Here is a 17,127-nt window from a genome sequence, read left to right on the forward strand (position 1 = left end):
GCCGGACCGCTCACGGTGAAACCACCGCACCGCGCTCGTTAGGGTAGTCGGCATGGTCACCCCGATGCCGACCGAACCCGACCGCGCCCGGTTGCCGGGGTTCGCCGGTCCCGTGCTGGACGATCTCGGCGTGCGGCTGCACGACGGTGTCGCCACCCTGCGGGTGTGGTCGCAGAGCGCCGACTCGATCGAGCTCGTCGTGTTCGACGACGTCGACCTGGACTGGGTGACCGACACCGTGCCGCTGCGTCGCGGTGTCGGCGGCGTGTGGGAGGTGACGACCGACCAGCTCCGCCACGGCAGCCGGTACGCGCTGCGCGTGGCCGGTCCGCCCGGGCCCGGCAACGTGTTCAACCCGGCCACGCTCCTCGTCGACCCCTATGCGAAGGGGCTCGCGAGCGGCGGCTTCGGCGACTGGCGCGGCGTGGTGGTCGACGAGTCCTTCGACTGGGGCGGGGTCGCCAAGCCCGCCGTGCCGATGGACCGCACCGTGATCTACGAGGGGCACGTCAAGGGCCTCAGCAAGCGGCACCCCGGCGTGCCGCCGGCGCTGCACGGCACGTACGCCGGTCTCGCCCACCCCGCGATGATCGAGCACTTCCACCGGATCGGGGTGACGACCATCGAGCTGCTGCCGATCCACGCGTTCGCCTCCGAGCCGCGCCTGCTCCAGCTCGGCCTCGACAACTACTGGGGCTACAACACCCTGAACTTCTTCACGCCGCATCCGGCGTACGCCACCGCGGCGGCCCGTCAGGAAGGCCCGTCGGCCATCCTCCGCGAGGTCAAGGGCATGGTACGGCTGCTGCACGAGGCCGGCCTCGAGGTCGTCCTCGACGTGGTCTACAACCACACCGCGGAGGAGGGCATCGGCGGCCCCCGGTCGAGCCTGCGCGGCATCGACAACCGCCACTACTACCGCCAGCAGCCCGACGGCGCGTACATCGACGTCACCGGATGCGGCAACTCCCTGAACACCGCGACCGACGCCGCGGCGCGCCTCGTGCTGGATTCCATGCGGTACTGGGCGAACGAGGTGCAGGTGGACGGCTTCCGGCTGGACCTCGCGGTCACGCTCGGCCGCGACGAGCACCACGAGTTCACGCCCGACCACCCGCTCCTGCGCGCGATCGTCGACGACCCGGCGCTGCAGCGCGTGAAGACCATCGCGGAGCCGTGGGACATCGGCATGGGCGGCTGGCAGACCGGGAACTTCGGTCCCGGCTGGCACGAGTGGAACGACCGCTACCGCGACCGCGTGCGGAACTTCTGGCTGAGCGACGTCGACTACGCCCGACGCGCCTCGACCGCGCCGGTCGGCATCGGCGGCTTCGCGACGCGGCTCGCGGGGTCGTCCAACACCTTCAGCGAGGATCGCGGCCCGCTGGCGAGCGTGAACTTCGTCACCGCGCACGACGGGTTCACCCTGCACGACCTCGTCTCGCACGACGTCAAGCACAACCTCGGCAACGGGGAGCAGAACCGCGACGGCGCCGACACGAACCGGTCGTTCAACCACGGCGCGGAGGGCGCGACCACCGATCCCCGCATCCTCGCCACCCGGCGCAAGGCGATGCGCAACCTGCTGGGGACGCTGCTGCTGTCGGCGGGGATCCCGATGCTCACCGCCGGCGACGAGTTCGGGCGCACGCAACGCGGCAACAACAACGCCTACTGCCACGACTCCACCCTCACCTGGCTGGACTGGGAACACGAGCAGTGGCAGCAGGACCTCATCGCGCACGTGAGCCGGCTCACGCGGCTGCGGCGGGAGAACCCGGCCCTCCGGCCCATCCGGTTCGCCCGGCAGGACCAGGCGACGCCGTCCGCGTCGGTCATGGACTGGTACGACGAGGACGGCGAGACGATGTCGGGCGAGCGGTGGACGAACCCCGCGCACCGCACCCTGCAGTACGTCGCGGCGTCCACCCCCGAGACCGAGGCGTTCAACCGCATCCTGCTCATCGTGCACGGCAACGAGGAGCCGATCGACGTCACCCTGCCGAGGGTCGACGGGGTCACGCGGTACGTGTCGCTGTGGTCGAGCGCGGAGGAGGCGCCGTCGCCGGAGGAACCCGTGCACGCGCCGGGCGAGACGATCCCGATGCAGCCCACGTCGATGCACCTGTTCCGCGCCGAGTGAGCTCGCGCAAGCGCCTGTCCGGCCTTCCGCGCTCGCGATAGGTTCGAGGGGTGGCAGCCCCTGTGATGACATCCCCCTCCTGGCGGAGCCCCGCCGCGATCCCCGTCCGTCCCGCCCCGGCCGAACCGACCGGCGGCACCGTGACCGGCCGCATCCCCATGACGGACCCGCGCCCCGCGGTCCCGGGCGGCGGATACCGGCCGTCGGCGTTCGACGGCGAGGTCGTGCCGTTCCGGGTGACCGCGTTCCGCGAGGGCCACGACCGGATCGGCGTGCACCTGCGGCTGGTGTCCCCCACCGGCGACGAGTCGCTGCACCGGCTCACACCGCTGGAGAACGGGCTCGACCACTGGCGCACCGAGGTCGCCCTGCTCGAGCAGGGCGTGTGGCGGTTCCGCTTCGAGGCGTTCGGCGACGCGTTCGCCACCTGGCGGCACGCGGCCCGGCTGAAGATCGAGGCGGGCGTCGACGCGCCGGTCATGCGCGAGGCGGGCGCGCTGCTGTTCGACGCCGCGGCCGCAGAGACCGACCGCCCCCAGGCGGAACGACGGATGCTGCGCGAGCGCGCCCGGGAGCTGCGCGACCCCGAGGTCGCCGACGTCACCGCCCTCGGGATCGTGACGGACGAGGCCATCGCCGGGTTCTTCGCCGCCCGCCCGGTCCGGGAGCTCCTGACCGCGGGCCCGGAGCAGGAGCTGCTCGTCGAACGGGAGCGCGCCGGCGTGGGCGCCTGGTACGAGTTCTTCCCCCGTTCGGAGGGCGCCAAGCGGCTGAAGGACGGCCGGGTCGTGTCGGGGACGTTCCGCACGGCCGCGCGCCGGCTCCCGGGCGTCGCCGCGATGGGCTTCGACGTGCTCTACCTGCCGCCGATCCACCCCATCGGCGTCACCAACCGCAAGGGCCCGAACAACACCCTCGTCGCCGGTCCGGGCGACCCCGGCTCACCGTGGGCCATCGGGTCTGAGGCCGGAGGCCACGACGCGGTCCATCCCGATCTCGGCACCCTCGCCGACTTCCGCGCGTTCGTCCGTGCCGCGCGTGCCGAGGGCATCGAGGTCGCGCTGGACCTCGCCCTGCAGGCCTCGCCCGACCACCCCTGGGTGCGCGAGCACCCCGAATGGTTCACGACCCTCCCCGACGGATCGATCGCGTACGCGGAGAACCCGCCGAAGAAGTACCAGGACATCTACCCGGTCAACTTCGACAACGACCCGGACGGCATCCGCGCCGAGGTGCTGCGGATCGTGCGGCACTGGATCGCGCAGGGCGTACGGATCTTCCGCGTCGACAACCCCCACACCAAGCCCCTGGTGTTCTGGGAGTGGCTCATCCGGGAGGTGACCGCACAGCACCCCGACGTGGTGTTCCTCGCCGAGGCGTTCACGCGTCCGGCGCCGCTCCAGGGGCTCGCGAAGGTCGGGTTCCAGCAGAGCTACACGTACTTCACCTGGCGGAACACCAAGGCCGAACTCGAGGAGTTCCTCACCTCGGTGGCCCACGAGACCGCGGACTTCCTCCGACCGAACCTCTTCGTCAACACCCCCGACATCCTCACCGAGTACCTCCAGTTCGGCGGGCGTCCGGCGTACCGCATCCGCGCCGCCATCGCGGCGACCGCAGCGCCGACCTACGGGGTGTACGCGGGCTACGAACTGTACGAGAACGTCGCCCGGCCCGGGTCCGAGGAGAACATCGACAACGAGAAGTACGAGTACAAGTTCCGCGACTGGGCGGGGGCCGAGGCCGCGGGCGACTCCCTCGCGCCGTACCTGCGGCGACTCAACGGGATCCGCCGTGCGCACCCGGCGCTCCGGCAGTTGCGGAACCTCGCCGTGCACTGGAGCGACGACGACGCGATCCTGGTGTATTCGAAGCATCTCGAAGCGGCCGTCTCCCCCACCGGGGAGGCCGACACGATCATCGTCGTGGTGAACCTCGACCCGCACTCGGTGCGGGAGACGACGGTGCACCTGGACACCACCGTGTGGGGGGTCGCGCCGGGCGACGCGTTCGAGGTCGAGGACCTCCTCACCGGGGCGCACTGGACCTGGCACGACCACGACTACGTGCGGCTGGACGCGTTCACCGAACCGGTGCACATCCTGCACGTGAAGGGAACCCGATGACCGTCGTCCCCGAGCACCTCCTCGACGCCGTCGCCGAGGGGACGCACCACGATCCCCATGCCGTGTTGGGCATCCATCCCGACGGCGGCGCCTGGGTCGTGCGCGCCCGGCGGCCCCTCGCCGAGAGCGTGACCGCGGTGTTCTCCGACGGTGACCGCGTCGAGCTGCACCACCTGCACGGCGGGATCTGGGAGGGCCGCCGCACGGGCGCCCCCGAGCCGTACCGCCTCGTCACCGCCTGGCCGGATGCGCCGGCGCACACGGCGGACGACCCGTACCGGCACTCGCCGACGGTGGGCGAGCTCGACCTGCACCTCATCGGCGAGGGCCGGCACGAGCAGCTCTGGCGCGTCCTCGGCGCGCACGTGCGCCGTCACGGCGGCAGCGACGGCGTCTCGTTCGCGGTCTGGGCGCCGAACGCCCGCGCCGTGCGCGTCGTCGGCGACTTCAACGGCTGGGACGGCCGCGGTCACGCGATGCGCAGCATGGGCGGCACCGGCGTCTGGGAGCTGTTCGTCCCCGGCGTCGCCGCGGGCGCGGTCTACAAGTTCGAGCTGCGCACGCCGGACGGCGACTGGGTACTGAAGGCCGACCCGATGGCGCGGGCCGCGGAGACGCCGCCCGCGACCGCATCCGTCGTCACCGCCTCGTCGTACGAGTGGGCGGATGCGGCGTGGCTCGCCGACCGCGCGGCGGGCAACCCGCTCGAACGGCCGATGTCGGTGTACGAGGTGCACCTCGGCTCCTGGCGCCCCGGACTCGGCTACCGGGAGGCAGCCGACGAGCTCATCGCCTACGTCACCGAGCTCGGGTTCACGCACGTGGAGTTCATGCCGCTCGCCGAGCACCCGTTCGGCGGCTCATGGGGCTACCAGGTGTCTGGCTACTACGCCCCCACGAGCCGGTTCGGCTCCCCCGACGACCTGCGGTACCTCATCGACCGGCTGCACGGCGCCGGCATCGGCGTCATCATGGACTGGGTGCCCGGCCACTTCCCCAAGGACGCGTTCGCGCTCGCGCGCTTCGACGGCCGGCCGCTGTACGAGCACCCCGACCCGCGCCGCGGCGAGCACCGCGACTGGGGCACCCTCATCTTCGACTACGGCCGCAACGAGGTGCGCAACTTCCTCGTCGCCAACGCCCTGTACTGGCTGGAGGAGTTCCACGTCGACGGGCTCCGCGTCGACGCGGTCGCCTCCATGCTCTACCTCGACTACTCCCGGGAACCCGGCGAATGGGAGCCGAACGTCCACGGCGGGCGCGAGAACCTCGAGGCCATCCGGTTCCTGCAGGAGGTCAACGCCACGGCCTACAAGCACCATCCCGGCATCGCGATGATCGCTGAGGAGTCGACGAGCTTCCCGGGTGTGACCGCCCCCACCAGCGCCGGCGGGCTCGGGTTCGGGTTCAAGTGGAACATGGGCTGGATGAACGACTCGCTCGTGTACATCGGCCGCGACCCGATGTACCGCGCGCACCACGAGGGCGAGCTGTCGTTCTCGTTCGTCTACGCCTTCAGCGAGCACTACGTGCTCCCGATCAGTCATGACGAGGTCGTGCACGGCAAGGGCAGTCTCATCGCCCGGATGCCGGGCGACCACTGGCAGAAGCTCGCCAACATGCGGCTCTACCTCGCGTACATGTGGGGGCACCCCGGCAAGCAGCTGCTGTTCATGGGGCAGGAGTTCGGGCAGCTGTCGGAATGGTCCGAGGCGCGCGGGCTCGACTGGTGGCTGCTCGACCAGCCGAGCCACGCCCAGCTGCGCGACTTCGTGGCGACGATGAACCGCACCTACCTCGCCCAGCCCGCCCTGTGGCGGCGGGACGGCGACGGCGCCGCGTTCGAACGGCTCGGTGCGCCGCACTGGACGCCGGACGTGTCCGCGTTCGCGCGACGCTCCGGCGACGGCGACACGGTCGTCGTGGTCTGCAACTTCTCCGGCGCGCCGCTCGTGGACCACGTGCTGGAGCTGCCGGCGGCGGGCAGGTGGACCGAGATCCTCAACTCCGACGCAGAGGTGTTCGGCGGGTCCGGTGTCGGCAACCTCGGTGAGGTGCACACGGATGCGGGCGGCCGGGCCGTCCTCACACTGCCGCCGCTCGGGGTGCTCTGGCTGCACCACCGCGCGGGGTGACCCGGAGGGTCAGAACAGCAGCGACGCGAGGCGGGAACGCGCGGCGATGACGCGCGGGTCGGCGTCGCCCACGAGGCCGAACAGCTCGAGCAGCCGTTCCCGCACCGGCGCGCGCTCCTCCGAGGGGAGCGCCGCGAACAGGTCGAGCAGGCGACCGAAGGCGTCCTCGACGTGCCCGCCGCTGACGTCGAGGTCGGCCACGTCGAACTGCGCGGCGACGTCGAGGGGGCGCTCCGCGGCTGCGGCACGTGCGGACGCGAGGTCGAGCCCCTGCACCCGGCGCAGCAGCGTCACCTGGGCGAGCCCCGCCCGGGCGTCCTCGTCCCGGGGGTTCTCCGCCAGGGCGGCCTCATACGCCGTCACGGCCCGGTCGTAGTCGCCGGCCTCGATCGCGGCGTACGCCTCGGCGTGCAGCGGCGGCAGTTCGGGCTCGGCGGGCTCCTCGGCCGCATCCGCTCCGTCGACCGGCACCGTCCCGGTGACACCGTGCTGCGCCGCCAGCTGCAGCAGCTGCGCGAAGACCTCGCGGACCTGCTGCTCCGGCACAGCACCGGTGAACAGCGGCACCGGCTGACCGGCGACGAGACCGACCACCAGCGGGATGGACTGCGCGCGGAACGCCTGCGCCAGCTGCGGGTTGGCGTCGACGTCCACCTTGGCCAGCACGACGCGTCCGCCGAGTTCGGTGACGACCTTCTCGATCACCGGGCTCAACTGCTTGCACGGACCGCACCACTCGGCCCACAGGTCGACGACCACCGGCACCGAGCGGGACAGTTCGAGCACCTGCTGGAAGCTCTGGTCGGTGACGTCGAACACGAGCCCCGGCGCGGCCCCGCCGGCGGGAGCACCGGCGGCCGGCGCACCGGCGGGCGGCGCGGCCGGACGGTTGCGGAGCGAGGACAGGTCGACGGCACCGCGCAGGACCGCGGCGGGAGTGGGGTCGGTCACTTAGTTCACCTTCGCTTCGAGGATGTTCGAGGAGTACCCGAGGAGCCGGATCCCGGTGTTGGAGCCCTGGGCCGGCACGTAGAAGAACAGCTGGTCGGCGAACGTCGTGGTGACGCCCGTCTGCGACTCGTTCACGCCCAGCAGTGCCTTCACCGTGGGGTTGTTGTCGAGCTTGATGACGACGTCCTCGCTCGCCGGCGTCACGGTGTCGGTCTCGTTCACCGTGACCGCGACGATCGCGCCGCTCTCCACGGTGGCGAGGGCCAGCGGTGCCTGGGAGCCGGCCGCCGCGCCGAACGCCAGCGTCCCGGTGTCGGTCGCGGTCGCGTTGAACTCGTCGAGGCGGCGCTGGCGGTCCTCGGCCACGCTCTGGCTGAAGCGGTCGGTCTCCTCGTCGAAGAGCGACGCGTACCGGCTGTCGGCGCCGGAGGTGAGGACGTCCGCGTACGCGGCGGCGAGCTGGTCGGGCGCGATCGTGAGGAACGTGGAGTCCGGCGGCACCTGCGCCGCGCCGATGTACCAGGGGGCGAGCTTGGGCAGCTCGGTGGACGCCGCCAGCGCGCCGGTGTAGACGAGCTTGTAGTTGGACCAGGGGTCCTCCTGCGTGAGCAGCATCATCGTCGAGGACGACTCCTGGTCGGCGACGACGAGCACCGTGCGCGGCCACTCGTCGTACGCCTGGGGCAGCACGATCCGCAGCGGCTCGGACGGGATGGCGGGCAGCGCCGCGTAGTCCTCGATCGCGCCGCGGAGCGCGTAGTTCGTGTTGCGCGCGGCCAGCGCGGCACCGTCGAGCCGGGTCGCCGCGAGCGTGCCGTCGCGGGCGGCGTCGGCCTCCGCGACGGTCTCCGCGATGCGCGCCATGATGATGCCGGCCTGCGCCTCGGTCACGGCCGGCTGCAACTGGTCGGCGGCGTCGACGACGGTCTCGGTCGGGGTCGGCGTCGGGCTCTCGCCGAACTGCGGCCAGGCGTCCGCGGCGCAGCCGGAGACGGCGAGCGGGGCGGCCAGGAGCAGCGCGACGGCGGGCACACGCACGCGGCGGACGACGTCGAAGCTCCGTCGGCCGAGCAGGCGACGGCGCGGGGTCGCGCTGATGACGCCCTTGTCGGGCGCACCGTCGACGGCCACGTCGATCGGCTGCGTCTCCTCCAGCGGCGGCGGGGCCTTCCGGCGCGGGCCGCGGGAGCGCCGCGCGTGACGGATGCCGAGCAGGTAGAGCACGATCCCGACGGCCAGGAGCACACCGCCGAGCACGATGAGCGGCCCGGCCCACGGGGTCGCCGTGTCGAGCGGCCAGGTGACGGTGATCGCGGAGGGCGCGGGGGCGGTGCCGTCGGATGCGACCAGCACGCTCATCTCGGCCGGGATCTGCAGCGGCTGCGACAGGGAGTCCTGCGCGCTGTACTCCCCCAGCCACAGGTCGCTGCCGGAGGGGTTCCGGGTCGCGGCGGCGTCCGCCTCCGCGGTCTGCTCGTCGCCCGTGTCGCCCGCCTCGGCGTCGGTCGCCGCATCCGGATCGGGCGCGACGGCCGTCACGACGACGGCGCCGTCCTCCGCGACGGCGTGGTTGAACTCCTGGTCGGAGAGCCACGCGAGCATGTCCGCGGTGCGGCCGTAGGAGACGAACACGTCCCCTTCGCCTTCGACGGTGAGCGTCTGCGTCCCCGGCAGGAGACCCATGGCCTCACCGTCGATGAGGGTGTACGGCGCCTCCTCGGCGACCTCCACCTGGGCCGACTGCGTGGTCGGTCCCTGGAACACCGTCCGCTGGGCGATGCCCAGGCCGATCGACGCGGCGGCCAGGACGAAGGCCAGCACAGCCCAGACGAATCGCACGTCACCCACTTTCCGCGGGCCCTCGGGCGGGCCCGACCCGACAGTCCAGACTAGCGAAGACGACCTGGAGATGCTCCCAGAAGCGTCGCTGACCTGGCCCGGACCGCCACCGATCTATGCTGTGCAGGTCGGCGCCGATGCATGAGGAGACCGGATGAAGCTGCACAACCCGTTCCGGCTGGCGCTGGTGGCCACGCTCGGCGTGGGGCTCGGACTGATGCTGATCAACAGCGTCACGACCCTGTCGACCGTGCTGCTCTACGTCGGGACGGCGCTGTTCCTGTCCCTCGGCCTCGACCCGCTGGTGCGGTTCCTGGAGCGGCGGCGGATGCCGCGGTGGCTCGCGGTGCTGGTGACCATCCTCCTCGTGCTCGCGGTGTTCGCCGGGATCGTGTGGATGGTCGTCCCGATCATCGTCGGCCAGGTGGGCCAGCTCGTGGAGGCGGTCACCAGGATCATCGAGCGCAACACGTGGCAGCGGGACCTGCAGGACTGGCTCGGGGCGACGTTCCCCAACCTCGACGTCGAGCAGGTCTTCGCCTACGTGCAGGACTGGCTCAGCACCCTCGACGTCGGATCGATCGGCGAGAGCGTGCTGGCGGTCGGCGCCTCCATCGTGACGGGCCTCGCCGGCGCCTTCATCGTCCTCATCCTGACGATCTACTTCACCGCCTCCACCCCGTCGCTGAAGACGGCCGTGTACAGCCTGGTGCCGGCGTCCAAGCGGGCGCGCTTCATCGACCTCGCCGAGCAGATCACCGACTCCGTCGGCTACTACGTCATGGGCCAGGGCGCGCTGGGCGTCATCAACGGCGTGCTCAGCGCCATCCTGCTCACGATCATCCAGGCGCCGTTCCCGGCCGTGCTCGCGGTGATCGCGTTCTTCTTCTCGCTCATCCCGCTCGTCGGCACGCTCACCGGGTCGACCGTCATCGTGCTGACCTGCCTCGGCCTCGCCGACACCCCCACCACGGCGCTCGTCGCAGCGATCTACTACCTCGTGTACATGCAGATCGAGGCGTACGTCATCTCGCCGCGCATCATGAACCGCGCCGTCTCGATCCCCGGTGCCGTCGTCGTCGTCGCCGCCCTCGCGGGCGGCTCGCTCCTGGGCCTCCTGGGGGCGCTCGTCGCGATCCCGGTCGCCGCCAGCATCCTCATCATCTACCGCCAGGTGATCATCCCCCGGCAGAACGAGCGCTGAGGCTCAGTCGACCCATTCGGTGGGCAGCGGCGCACGCGCCGGCACCACGGCACGGACGATCTCGTCGAGCACCCGGCGGGTCTGGTTCTCCCCCACCCACAGGTGCTTGCCGCCCTCGACCGGGATGAGCGTGGCCTCCGGGACGACGGCGAAGCGCTGCGCCGCCTCGGCGGGTCGCAGGTAGTCGTCGAACTCCGGCACCAGGATCACGAGCCGGCGCGGGTCGCCGGTCCAGGCCGCGATCTCGTCGTCGGTGGCCCGGTGGAGCGGCGGCGAGAGCAGGATCGCACCCTCCACGTCGTGTTCGCGGCCGTACTTCAGCGCGAGTTCCGTGCCGAACGACCAGCCAACGAGCCACGGCCGGGGCAGGCCGCGCTCGGTCACGAACGCCATCGCCGCGGCGACGTCGGCCCGTTCCGCGCCCCCGCCGTCGAAGGCGCCGTCGCTCGTGCCGCGCGGGCTCGACGTGCCCCGGGTGTTGAACCGCAGGACCGCCAGGTCGGCGAGGGCGGGCAGTCGCGCCGCGGCCTTGCGCAGGATGTGCGAGTCCATGAAGCCGCCGTGGGTGGGCAGCGGATGCAGTGTGACCAGCGTCGCGACCGGCTCGCGGTCCGCCGGCAGCGCCAGCTCCCCCACCAGGGTCAGACCGTCGGCCGTGTGCAGCTCGATCTCCTCGCGCCGTCCGGGCAGGACGGTCGCACCACGGATCTCCATTCAGAACACCTTCCAGCAGTGGTTGTGCCAGTGCCGCCGGGCGGCGAGGTCCGCCGCATCGCCGAGCACGCCGTCAGCGCGCCAGACCACCACGTGGGACGTCCCGGGTTCGATCGGGCCGCCGCATCCGGGGCACACGTACGTCTTCTCGGACCGCGCGCCGCTCACCGGCTGCACGGTCCACTCCGAGCCGCGCCGGGTCTCGGTGCGCTTCCAGCCTGCGAGGAGCCGTTCGAAGGAGTCCTGCTGCGGGCGCGGGTCAGGACGCCGACGGCGTGATCGTGCCATCGGGACGGCCTACCACCAGTGGTTCTTGACCCAGAAGGCGTAGGCGCCCGCCCAGCTGCCGTACCGGCCGACCGCGTACCCGTTGCCCCAGCGGAGGTTGTCGACCGGGTCGTAGCCGTTCCCCGGCACCTTGCTGCACGGCAGCGCCTGCACCAGGCCGCACGCCCCGGAGGACCGGTTCGTGGCGTTCGGGTTCCAGCCGGACTCCTTGCTGACGATGTAGTCGACGTACCCCCAGTCGCCCTCGGCGATGCCGGCGGCCGCCATCCACTGCGCGGGCGAGCCGCCGCCGGTGTAGTAGAGCACCGCGGCGACCGGGCCGCCGCCTCCCCCGCCGGACGTCGCGGCGGGGACGACCACCGGTTCCGGCTTCGGGGTCTGGTAGGTCTCGTAGTTGCCGCGGCCGAGGTCGGTGATCGTCTCGGCCTCCGACGACACGACGAGCGACTGCGCGTCGTCCACCATCCCGTCGTAGACGGTGGTGGTGTCCTCGTCGAACACGGTCTCGGCCATCGCGAGCCCTGCGGGACCGATCGTCGCTCCGGCGAGGCAGAGCGCCGCGATCGTCGCGAACACCGTCGCGGCGGGACGCCGGCGGGTCCAGTGCTGCCGCGCCGCGGGCCGCGCACCGCCCTGCGGACCGCCGGAGACCCGGACCTCCCGGCGCGTGCGAGGACTCAGTCCGGTACTCGTCTGCTCATCGGGAGAAGTCACAATGCCCCCGATGATACCGGGACGCGTCCGGATGTGTCACCCGACCGCAAGCATGACCTCCACGACCGCGTCGAGCACCGCGTCGACCTGGGCCTCGCGGTAGCCGCCCCGCTGCATGCGGAACGCGACCGCGCGCACCTGCTCGACGGTGACCTGCCGGCCCTCGGCGAGGTACCCGGCGATCCTGTCGGCGACGATGTCGACCTCGTCGACGCGATAGCCGTAGCGCAGCACGTTCGTGCGTTCGAAGCGGTGGCGCCTCGGCCGGGTGAGCCGATCAAGGATCTCCTGCGCGAGCTCGCGCTGCTGCGCGACCCAGCGGGCCGCACCCATCTGGGCGATCGCGTCGGCGCGCTCGCGGGATGCGAACGCGTCCTCGATGCGGCCCAGTGCCGCGTCGACGGGCGCGATCGCGTACCCGTGCTTGGTCAGCGGGAACGACGCGTCGCGCACGGTCTGCGCCGTGACCGGTTCCGCATCCGAGGCGTCCTCGAACGCGGCTCGCGCCCGCAGCAGGAACGTGTCGACGGCGTTCCTGTCGTAGCCGCGTCCGCGCGTGACCAGCGGGAAGGCGGACCGTGGGGCGAGATCGCCCGGGGCCTGGGTCCGCTCGATGATCGCGTCGGCGTCGTCGTTCACGGTCGTCATGTCACCGCCAGCGGGGTCAGGAGGTAGTACAGGGCCAGCGCGGCGACGGCCGAGGGCAGGATCGAGTCGAGCCGGTCGAGCACGCCACCGTGCCCCGGGAGCCACGAACTCATGTCCTTGATGCCCATGTCGCGCTTGATCATGGACTCGCCGAGGTCGCCCGCCGTCGCGGTGCCGAGGATGACGAGCCCGAGGATGAGGCCGGTCCACCAGGGCAGACCGAGCATGAGCCAGGCCAGCAGGACACCGGCGACCATGGCCGCGAGGGCGGCGCCGGCGAAGCCCTCCCAGGTCTTCTTCGGGCTGATCCGCGGCGCCATCGGATGCTTTCCGAAGGCGAGTCCGGACGCGTACGCGCCGGTGTCGGCGGCGATCGCGATGATGAGGAACGCCATCACCCACCATTCGCCACCGTCCTGCCGCAGCAGCACGAGCGCGAGCGAGGCCAGGAACGGCACGTACAGCAGCACGAAGCCGGAGACCAGCACGTCGTCGACGACCGCGCCGTAGCGGCGGCCGTCGCGGGCGATCATCTGCCCGATCAGGCGCCAGACGACCACGACCGCGAGGGCGACGAAGAGCGTGACCCAGTGCAGGCCCCCGTCGATGAAGTAGGCCGACAGCAGCACGGCGGCGCCCGCGACCACCTGGACGACGAGGTCGATCCGGCGGCCGGCGCCCTGGAGGGCGCGCCCGAACTCGAACACGCCCAGCAGCGCCGCAGCCGTCGCGAACACCACGAACGGCCACTTGAAGAACACGAGCGACAGGAACACGATCGCGCCGATGGCGAGCCCGATGAGGATCGCCAGGATGAGGTTGCGGCCGGTGCGCTGGGTGATGCGCGCGTTCGCCTCCTCGAATTCGGCACGCGCGTGCGCGACCTGCTGCTCGAACCCGCTGCGTTTGGCCCGCACGTGCGCGGGAAGTGATCGGGCGGGCCGTCCCGCCACGGGGTCGACGCCCGGGGCACCCTCGGCGGGTGCGCCGGGCGTGGAGCCCTCGGACGCGTCGGTCATGTCGGATCAGACCTCGAGGAGCTCTGCCTCTTTGCGCTTGAGCGCCTCGTCGATCGCGTCGACGTGCGAACGCGTCAGGGCGTCCAGCTCCTTCTCGGCGCGCACGAGCTCGTCCTCGCCGACCTCGGACTTCAGCGCGTCCAGGTCGTCCTTCGCCTTCCGACGGATGCCGCGGACGTGGACCTTCGCGTCCTCGCCCTTCGAACGGACGAGCTTGACGTACTCCTTGCGACGCTCCTGCGTGAGCTCGGGCATCGTGACACGCACGATGTTGCCGTCGTTGGAGGGGTTCGCCCCCAGGTTCGGGGTGTTGCGGATGGCGTCCTCGATCGCCTTGAGCGCCGACTTGTCGTACGGCGTGATGACGATCGTGCGCGCCTCCTGGTTCTGCATCGACGCGAGCTGGCCGAGCGGGGTCGGCGTGCCGTAGTAGTCGACCGGGATCTTCTGGAACAGCTGCGGGTTCGCGCGACCGGTGCGCACGGTCGCGAAGTCGTCCTTGGCCGCCTCGACGGCACGGTCCATGCGTGTGGCGGTCTCGCTCAGGACATCGGCGATCACAGTATCTCTCCTCGCTTGCGGCAGAATTCCAGTCTAGTCGGCGGGGTCGCTCCCCCGCCGGGTCAGGCGGTGACGAGCGTGCCGATCGGCTCGCCCAGCAGCGCCTTGGTCACGTTGCCCGCCGGCTCCATGCCGAACACGCGCATGTCGATGCGGTTGTCCATGCAGAGGCTGAAGGCGGTCGAATCGACGACCTTGAGGCCGCGCACGAGGGCGTCGCCGTAGGTGATCCGCTCGATCTTCGTCGCCGCGGGATCCTTCTTCGGGTCGGCGGTGTAGACGCCGTCAACGCCGTTCTTGGCCACGAGCACCTCGTCCGCGCCGATCTCCAGCGCACGCTGAGCGGCCACGGTGTCGGTCGAGAAGTAGGGCAGGCCGGCCCCTGCGCCGAAGATCACGACGCGCCCCTTCTCCATGTGCCGCTCGGCACGACGCGGGATGTAGGGCTCCGCGACCTGGGTCATCGAGATGGCGGACTGCACGCGCGTGGCGGCACCGGCCTGCTCGAGGAAGTCCTGCAGGGCGAGCGCGTTCATCACCGTGCCGAGCATGCCCATGTAGTCCGCGCGCCCGCGGTCCATCCCGCGCTGGCTGAGCTCGGCGCCGCGGAAGAAGTTCCCGCCGCCGACGACGACGGAGATCTCCACGCGGTCGGTGGCCGCCGCGATCTCCCGCGCGATCTGACCGACGACGTCGGGGTTGACCCCGAGCTGCCCTCCGCCGAACGCCTCACCCGAAAGCTTCAGGAGCACCCTGCGGCGCCCGGTGGCCTCATCCATCACGTGATCTCTTCCTCTCAGCGGCTGCGACTCAACCTACGGCATGCGAAAGGCCCGCACCGGAATCGATGCGGGCCCTCCGGAACGACTACGCGCCGACCTTGAACCGGGCGAAGTCGGTGATCGTGATGCCGGCGTCGGACGCGACCTTGGCCACGGACAGCTTGTTGTCCTTGGCGTAGTCCTGGTCCAGCAGCGCGACCTGCTTGAAGAACGCGTTCACGCGACCCTCGACGATCTTCGGCAGCGCGGCCTCCGGCTTGCCCTCGTTGCGGGAGATCTCGGTGACGATCTCGCGCTCCTTCTCCACGTCGGCCTCGGGGACCTCGTCGCGGGACAGGTAGGTGGGGTTCGCGAAGGAGATGTGCTGCGCGATGCTGCGGGCGGTCTCCGCGTCGTCACCGGTGTAGGCGACGGCGACGCCGACCTGCGGGGGCAGGTCCTTGCTCGTCTTGTGCAGGTACACCTGGAAGTGGTCGCCGGAGAGGGTGCGCACGCGACGCAGCTCGACCTTCTCGCCGATGATGGCGGCCTCGTCCGAGATGAGCTCGGCGACGGTCTTGCCGTCGACCGGCGCGGCGAGGGCGGCCTCGGCCGAGTCCGCGGCGACCGCGGCGGCGGCGGCGAGCACCTTGTCGGCGAGGGCGATGAAGCGGTCGTTCTTGGCGACGAAGTCGGTCTCGGTGTTGAGCTCGATGATCGTGACCTTGCCGTCCTGCTCGAGCGCGGCGACGAGACCCTCGCTCGTGGAGCGGTCGGCCCGCTTCGCGTTGCCCTTGGCGCCCTTGAGGCGAAGGATCTCGACGGCCTTCTCGAGGTCGCCGTCGGCCTCCTCGAGCGCCTTCTTGGTGTCGACCATGCCCGTGCCGAGCTGCTCGCGCAGGGCCTTGATGTCAGCGATGGTGAAGTTTGCCATGACTGGCGACTCCTTCTGTATGGAGAGACTGGGGGTCGGTCGGCGCGGTGCGCGGTGCGTCACCGCGCCGACCGGGGTGCGTCCCGGGGACGCGTGGTCTTACTTCTCGGCGGACTCGCCCGCGACCTCGGCCGCAGCGGCGGCACCGGCCTCGTCGGCGGCGGAGTCGGCGGCGACCTCGGCCACCTCGGCGGCACCGGTCACGACCGGGGCGCCCTGCTCGAGCAGCTCGCGCTCCCACTCGGCCAGCGGCTCGGCGGCCTCGGCGGTCTCACCGGCCGGCTGGTGGCGCTGGATGAGGCCCTCGGCGGCGGCGTCGGCGATGATGCGGGTGAGCAGCGAGACGGAGCGGATCGCGTCGTCGTTGCCGGGGATCGGGTACTGGAACTCGTCCGGGTCGGCGTTGGTGTCGAGGATGCCGATGACCGGGATGCCGAGCTTCGTGGCCTCGTTCACGGCGAGGTGCTCGCGCTTGGCGTCGACGACCCAGATGGCCGACGGGGTCTTGGTGAGGTTGCGGATACCGCCGAGCGACTTGTGCAGCTTGTCGAGCTCGCGCTTCTTCAGCAGGAGCTCCTTCTTGGTGAAGCCGCTGGCCGAGGGGTTCTCGAAGTCGAGCTCCTCGAGCTCCTTCATGCGGGCCAGGCGCTTGCTGACCGTGCTGAAGTTGGTCAGCAGGCCGCCGAGCCAGCGCTGGTTCACGAAGGGCTGGCCGACACGGGTCGCCTGCTCCGCGATGACCTCCTGCGCCTGCTTCTTGGTGCCGACGAAGAGCACGGTGCCGCCGTGGGCGACCGTCTCCTTGACGAACTCGTACGCCTTGTCGATGTAGGCGAGCGACTGCTGCAGGTCGATGATGTGGATGCCGCTGCGCTCCGTGAGGATGAAGCGCTTGACCTTCGGGTTCCAGCGACGGGTCTGGTGTCCGAAGTGGACGCCGCTGTCGAGCAGCTGGCGGATGGTGACGACGGCCATGGTCGTTCTCCTGATCGTGTGTTCCGGGTTCTCACCGTGCGCCGGACGGCGGCACGGTCCTGGTGCCCGACACACGCCCGCTCCACGAAGGAGACCACCGGGTGTGTGCCACGCG

Annotated in this window: 15 protein-coding genes; 4 read left to right on the forward strand and 11 right to left on the reverse strand. The window is 71.3% G+C overall.

Features of this window, described 5'->3' with window-relative positions:
- Nucleotides 1-64: 64 nt before the first annotated feature.
- The 3 genes from glgX to glgB all read left to right on the forward strand — a co-directional run bounded on the left by glgX (nt 65) and on the right by glgB (nt 6,404).
- The gene (glgX, locus tag ACWAUO_RS06725; RefSeq protein WP_460774372.1) at nt 65-2,143 is read left to right on the forward strand and encodes a glycogen debranching protein GlgX; all 2,079 of its coding nucleotides are present in this window, start codon (nt 65-67) and stop codon (nt 2,141-2,143) included.
- 65 nt (nt 2,144-2,208) lie between these two features.
- A complete protein-coding gene (locus tag ACWAUO_RS06730; RefSeq protein ID WP_460774103.1) occupies nt 2,209-4,269 on the forward strand; it encodes an alpha-1,4-glucan--maltose-1-phosphate maltosyltransferase in 2,061 nt (686 codons plus the stop codon).
- Nucleotides 4,266-6,404 carry a 1,4-alpha-glucan branching protein GlgB gene (glgB, locus tag ACWAUO_RS06735; RefSeq protein WP_460774105.1) on the forward strand — a complete coding sequence of 713 codons (2,139 nt, stop codon included), beginning with the start codon at nt 4,266-4,268 and terminating at the stop codon, nt 6,402-6,404. Before ACWAUO_RS06730 ends, glgB begins: the two co-directional genes overlap by 4 nt.
- 9 nt (nt 6,405-6,413) lie before the next feature.
- On the opposite strand, the gene ACWAUO_RS06740 is transcribed toward glgB, so the two are convergent.
- Together ACWAUO_RS06740 and ACWAUO_RS06745 are read right to left on the reverse strand one after the other, a co-directional pair.
- On the reverse strand, nt 6,414-7,355 hold the full coding sequence (locus ACWAUO_RS06740; protein WP_460774106.1) for a tetratricopeptide repeat protein: 942 nt from the start codon (nt 7,353-7,355) through the stop codon (nt 6,414-6,416).
- Nucleotides 7,356-9,194, reverse strand: a complete 1,839-nt coding sequence (locus tag ACWAUO_RS06745) for a glycosyl transferase (RefSeq protein WP_460774108.1) — start codon at nt 9,192-9,194, stop codon at nt 7,356-7,358.
- Between the two features lie 154 nt (nt 9,195-9,348).
- Here ACWAUO_RS06745 and ACWAUO_RS06750 point away from each other — a divergent pair, with 154 nt between their 5' ends.
- Complete coding sequence (locus tag ACWAUO_RS06750) at nt 9,349-10,398, forward strand: AI-2E family transporter (protein ID WP_460774109.1); 1,050 nt, start codon at nt 9,349-9,351, stop codon at nt 10,396-10,398.
- A gap of 3 nt (nt 10,399-10,401) precedes the next feature.
- On the opposite strand, the gene ACWAUO_RS06755 is transcribed toward ACWAUO_RS06750, so the two are convergent.
- From ACWAUO_RS06755 to rpsB, 9 genes are all read right to left on the reverse strand, one after another.
- Nucleotides 10,402-11,112 carry an alpha/beta hydrolase gene (locus tag ACWAUO_RS06755; protein ID WP_460774111.1) on the reverse strand — a complete coding sequence of 237 codons (711 nt, stop codon included), beginning with the start codon at nt 11,110-11,112 and terminating at the stop codon, nt 10,402-10,404.
- Nucleotides 11,113-11,400 carry a hypothetical protein gene (locus ACWAUO_RS06760; protein ID WP_460774113.1) on the reverse strand — a complete coding sequence of 96 codons (288 nt, stop codon included), beginning with the start codon at nt 11,398-11,400 and terminating at the stop codon, nt 11,113-11,115.
- 9 nt (nt 11,401-11,409) lie between these two features.
- On the reverse strand, nt 11,410-12,114 hold the full coding sequence (locus tag ACWAUO_RS06765) for an aggregation-promoting factor C-terminal-like domain-containing protein (RefSeq protein WP_460774115.1): 705 nt from the start codon (nt 12,112-12,114) through the stop codon (nt 11,410-11,412).
- Between the two features lie 36 nt (nt 12,115-12,150).
- Entirely contained in the window at nt 12,151-12,762 is a 612-nt protein-coding gene (locus tag ACWAUO_RS06770) for a DivIVA domain-containing protein (RefSeq protein WP_460774117.1), read from the reverse strand.
- On the reverse strand, nt 12,759-13,781 hold the full coding sequence (locus ACWAUO_RS06775) for a phosphatidate cytidylyltransferase (RefSeq protein ID WP_460774118.1): 1,023 nt from the start codon (nt 13,779-13,781) through the stop codon (nt 12,759-12,761). The genes ACWAUO_RS06770 and ACWAUO_RS06775 overlap by 4 nt, the downstream gene beginning before the upstream one ends.
- Before the next feature lie 6 nt (nt 13,782-13,787).
- The gene (frr, locus tag ACWAUO_RS06780) at nt 13,788-14,342 is read right to left on the reverse strand and encodes a ribosome recycling factor (RefSeq protein WP_460774119.1); all 555 of its coding nucleotides are present in this window, start codon (nt 14,340-14,342) and stop codon (nt 13,788-13,790) included.
- A 62-nt stretch (nt 14,343-14,404) separates the two neighbouring features.
- A complete protein-coding gene (gene pyrH, locus ACWAUO_RS06785; RefSeq protein ID WP_460774121.1) occupies nt 14,405-15,124 on the reverse strand; it encodes a UMP kinase in 720 nt (239 codons plus the stop codon).
- A gap of 85 nt (nt 15,125-15,209) precedes the next feature.
- Nucleotides 15,210-16,037, reverse strand: a complete 828-nt coding sequence (tsf, locus tag ACWAUO_RS06790) for a translation elongation factor Ts (protein ID WP_460774122.1) — start codon at nt 16,035-16,037, stop codon at nt 15,210-15,212.
- A 99-nt stretch (nt 16,038-16,136) separates the two neighbouring features.
- Entirely contained in the window at nt 16,137-17,012 is an 876-nt protein-coding gene (gene rpsB / locus ACWAUO_RS06795; RefSeq protein ID WP_460774124.1) for a 30S ribosomal protein S2, read from the reverse strand.
- Nucleotides 17,013-17,127 lie beyond the last annotated feature (115 nt).

Source organism: Microbacterium sp. GXF7504 (assembly GCF_054798235.1).

Excerpts from the sequence above, each read along its gene's own strand:
- glgX (WP_460774372.1), top strand. The coding sequence starts at position 65 with ATGCCGACCGAACCCGACCGCGCCCGGTTGCCGGGGTTCGCCGGTCCC.
- ACWAUO_RS06730 (WP_460774103.1), top strand. The coding sequence starts at position 2,209 with ATGACATCCCCCTCCTGGCGGAGCCCCGCCGCGATCCCCGTCCGTCCC.
- glgB (WP_460774105.1), top strand. The coding sequence starts at position 4,266 with ATGACCGTCGTCCCCGAGCACCTCCTCGACGCCGTCGCCGAGGGGACG.
- ACWAUO_RS06750 (WP_460774109.1), top strand. The coding sequence starts at position 9,349 with ATGAAGCTGCACAACCCGTTCCGGCTGGCGCTGGTGGCCACGCTCGGC.
- ACWAUO_RS06755 (WP_460774111.1), bottom strand. The coding sequence starts at position 11,112 with ATGGAGATCCGTGGTGCGACCGTCCTGCCCGGACGGCGCGAGGAGATC.
- ACWAUO_RS06760 (WP_460774113.1), bottom strand. The coding sequence starts at position 11,400 with ATGGCACGATCACGCCGTCGGCGTCCTGACCCGCGCCCGCAGCAGGAC.
- ACWAUO_RS06770 (WP_460774117.1), bottom strand. The coding sequence starts at position 12,762 with ATGACGACCGTGAACGACGACGCCGACGCGATCATCGAGCGGACCCAG.
- ACWAUO_RS06775 (WP_460774118.1), bottom strand. The coding sequence starts at position 13,781 with ATGACCGACGCGTCCGAGGGCTCCACGCCCGGCGCACCCGCCGAGGGT.
- tsf (WP_460774122.1), bottom strand. The coding sequence starts at position 16,037 with ATGGCAAACTTCACCATCGCTGACATCAAGGCCCTGCGCGAGCAGCTC.
- rpsB (WP_460774124.1), bottom strand. The coding sequence starts at position 17,012 with ATGGCCGTCGTCACCATCCGCCAGCTGCTCGACAGCGGCGTCCACTTC.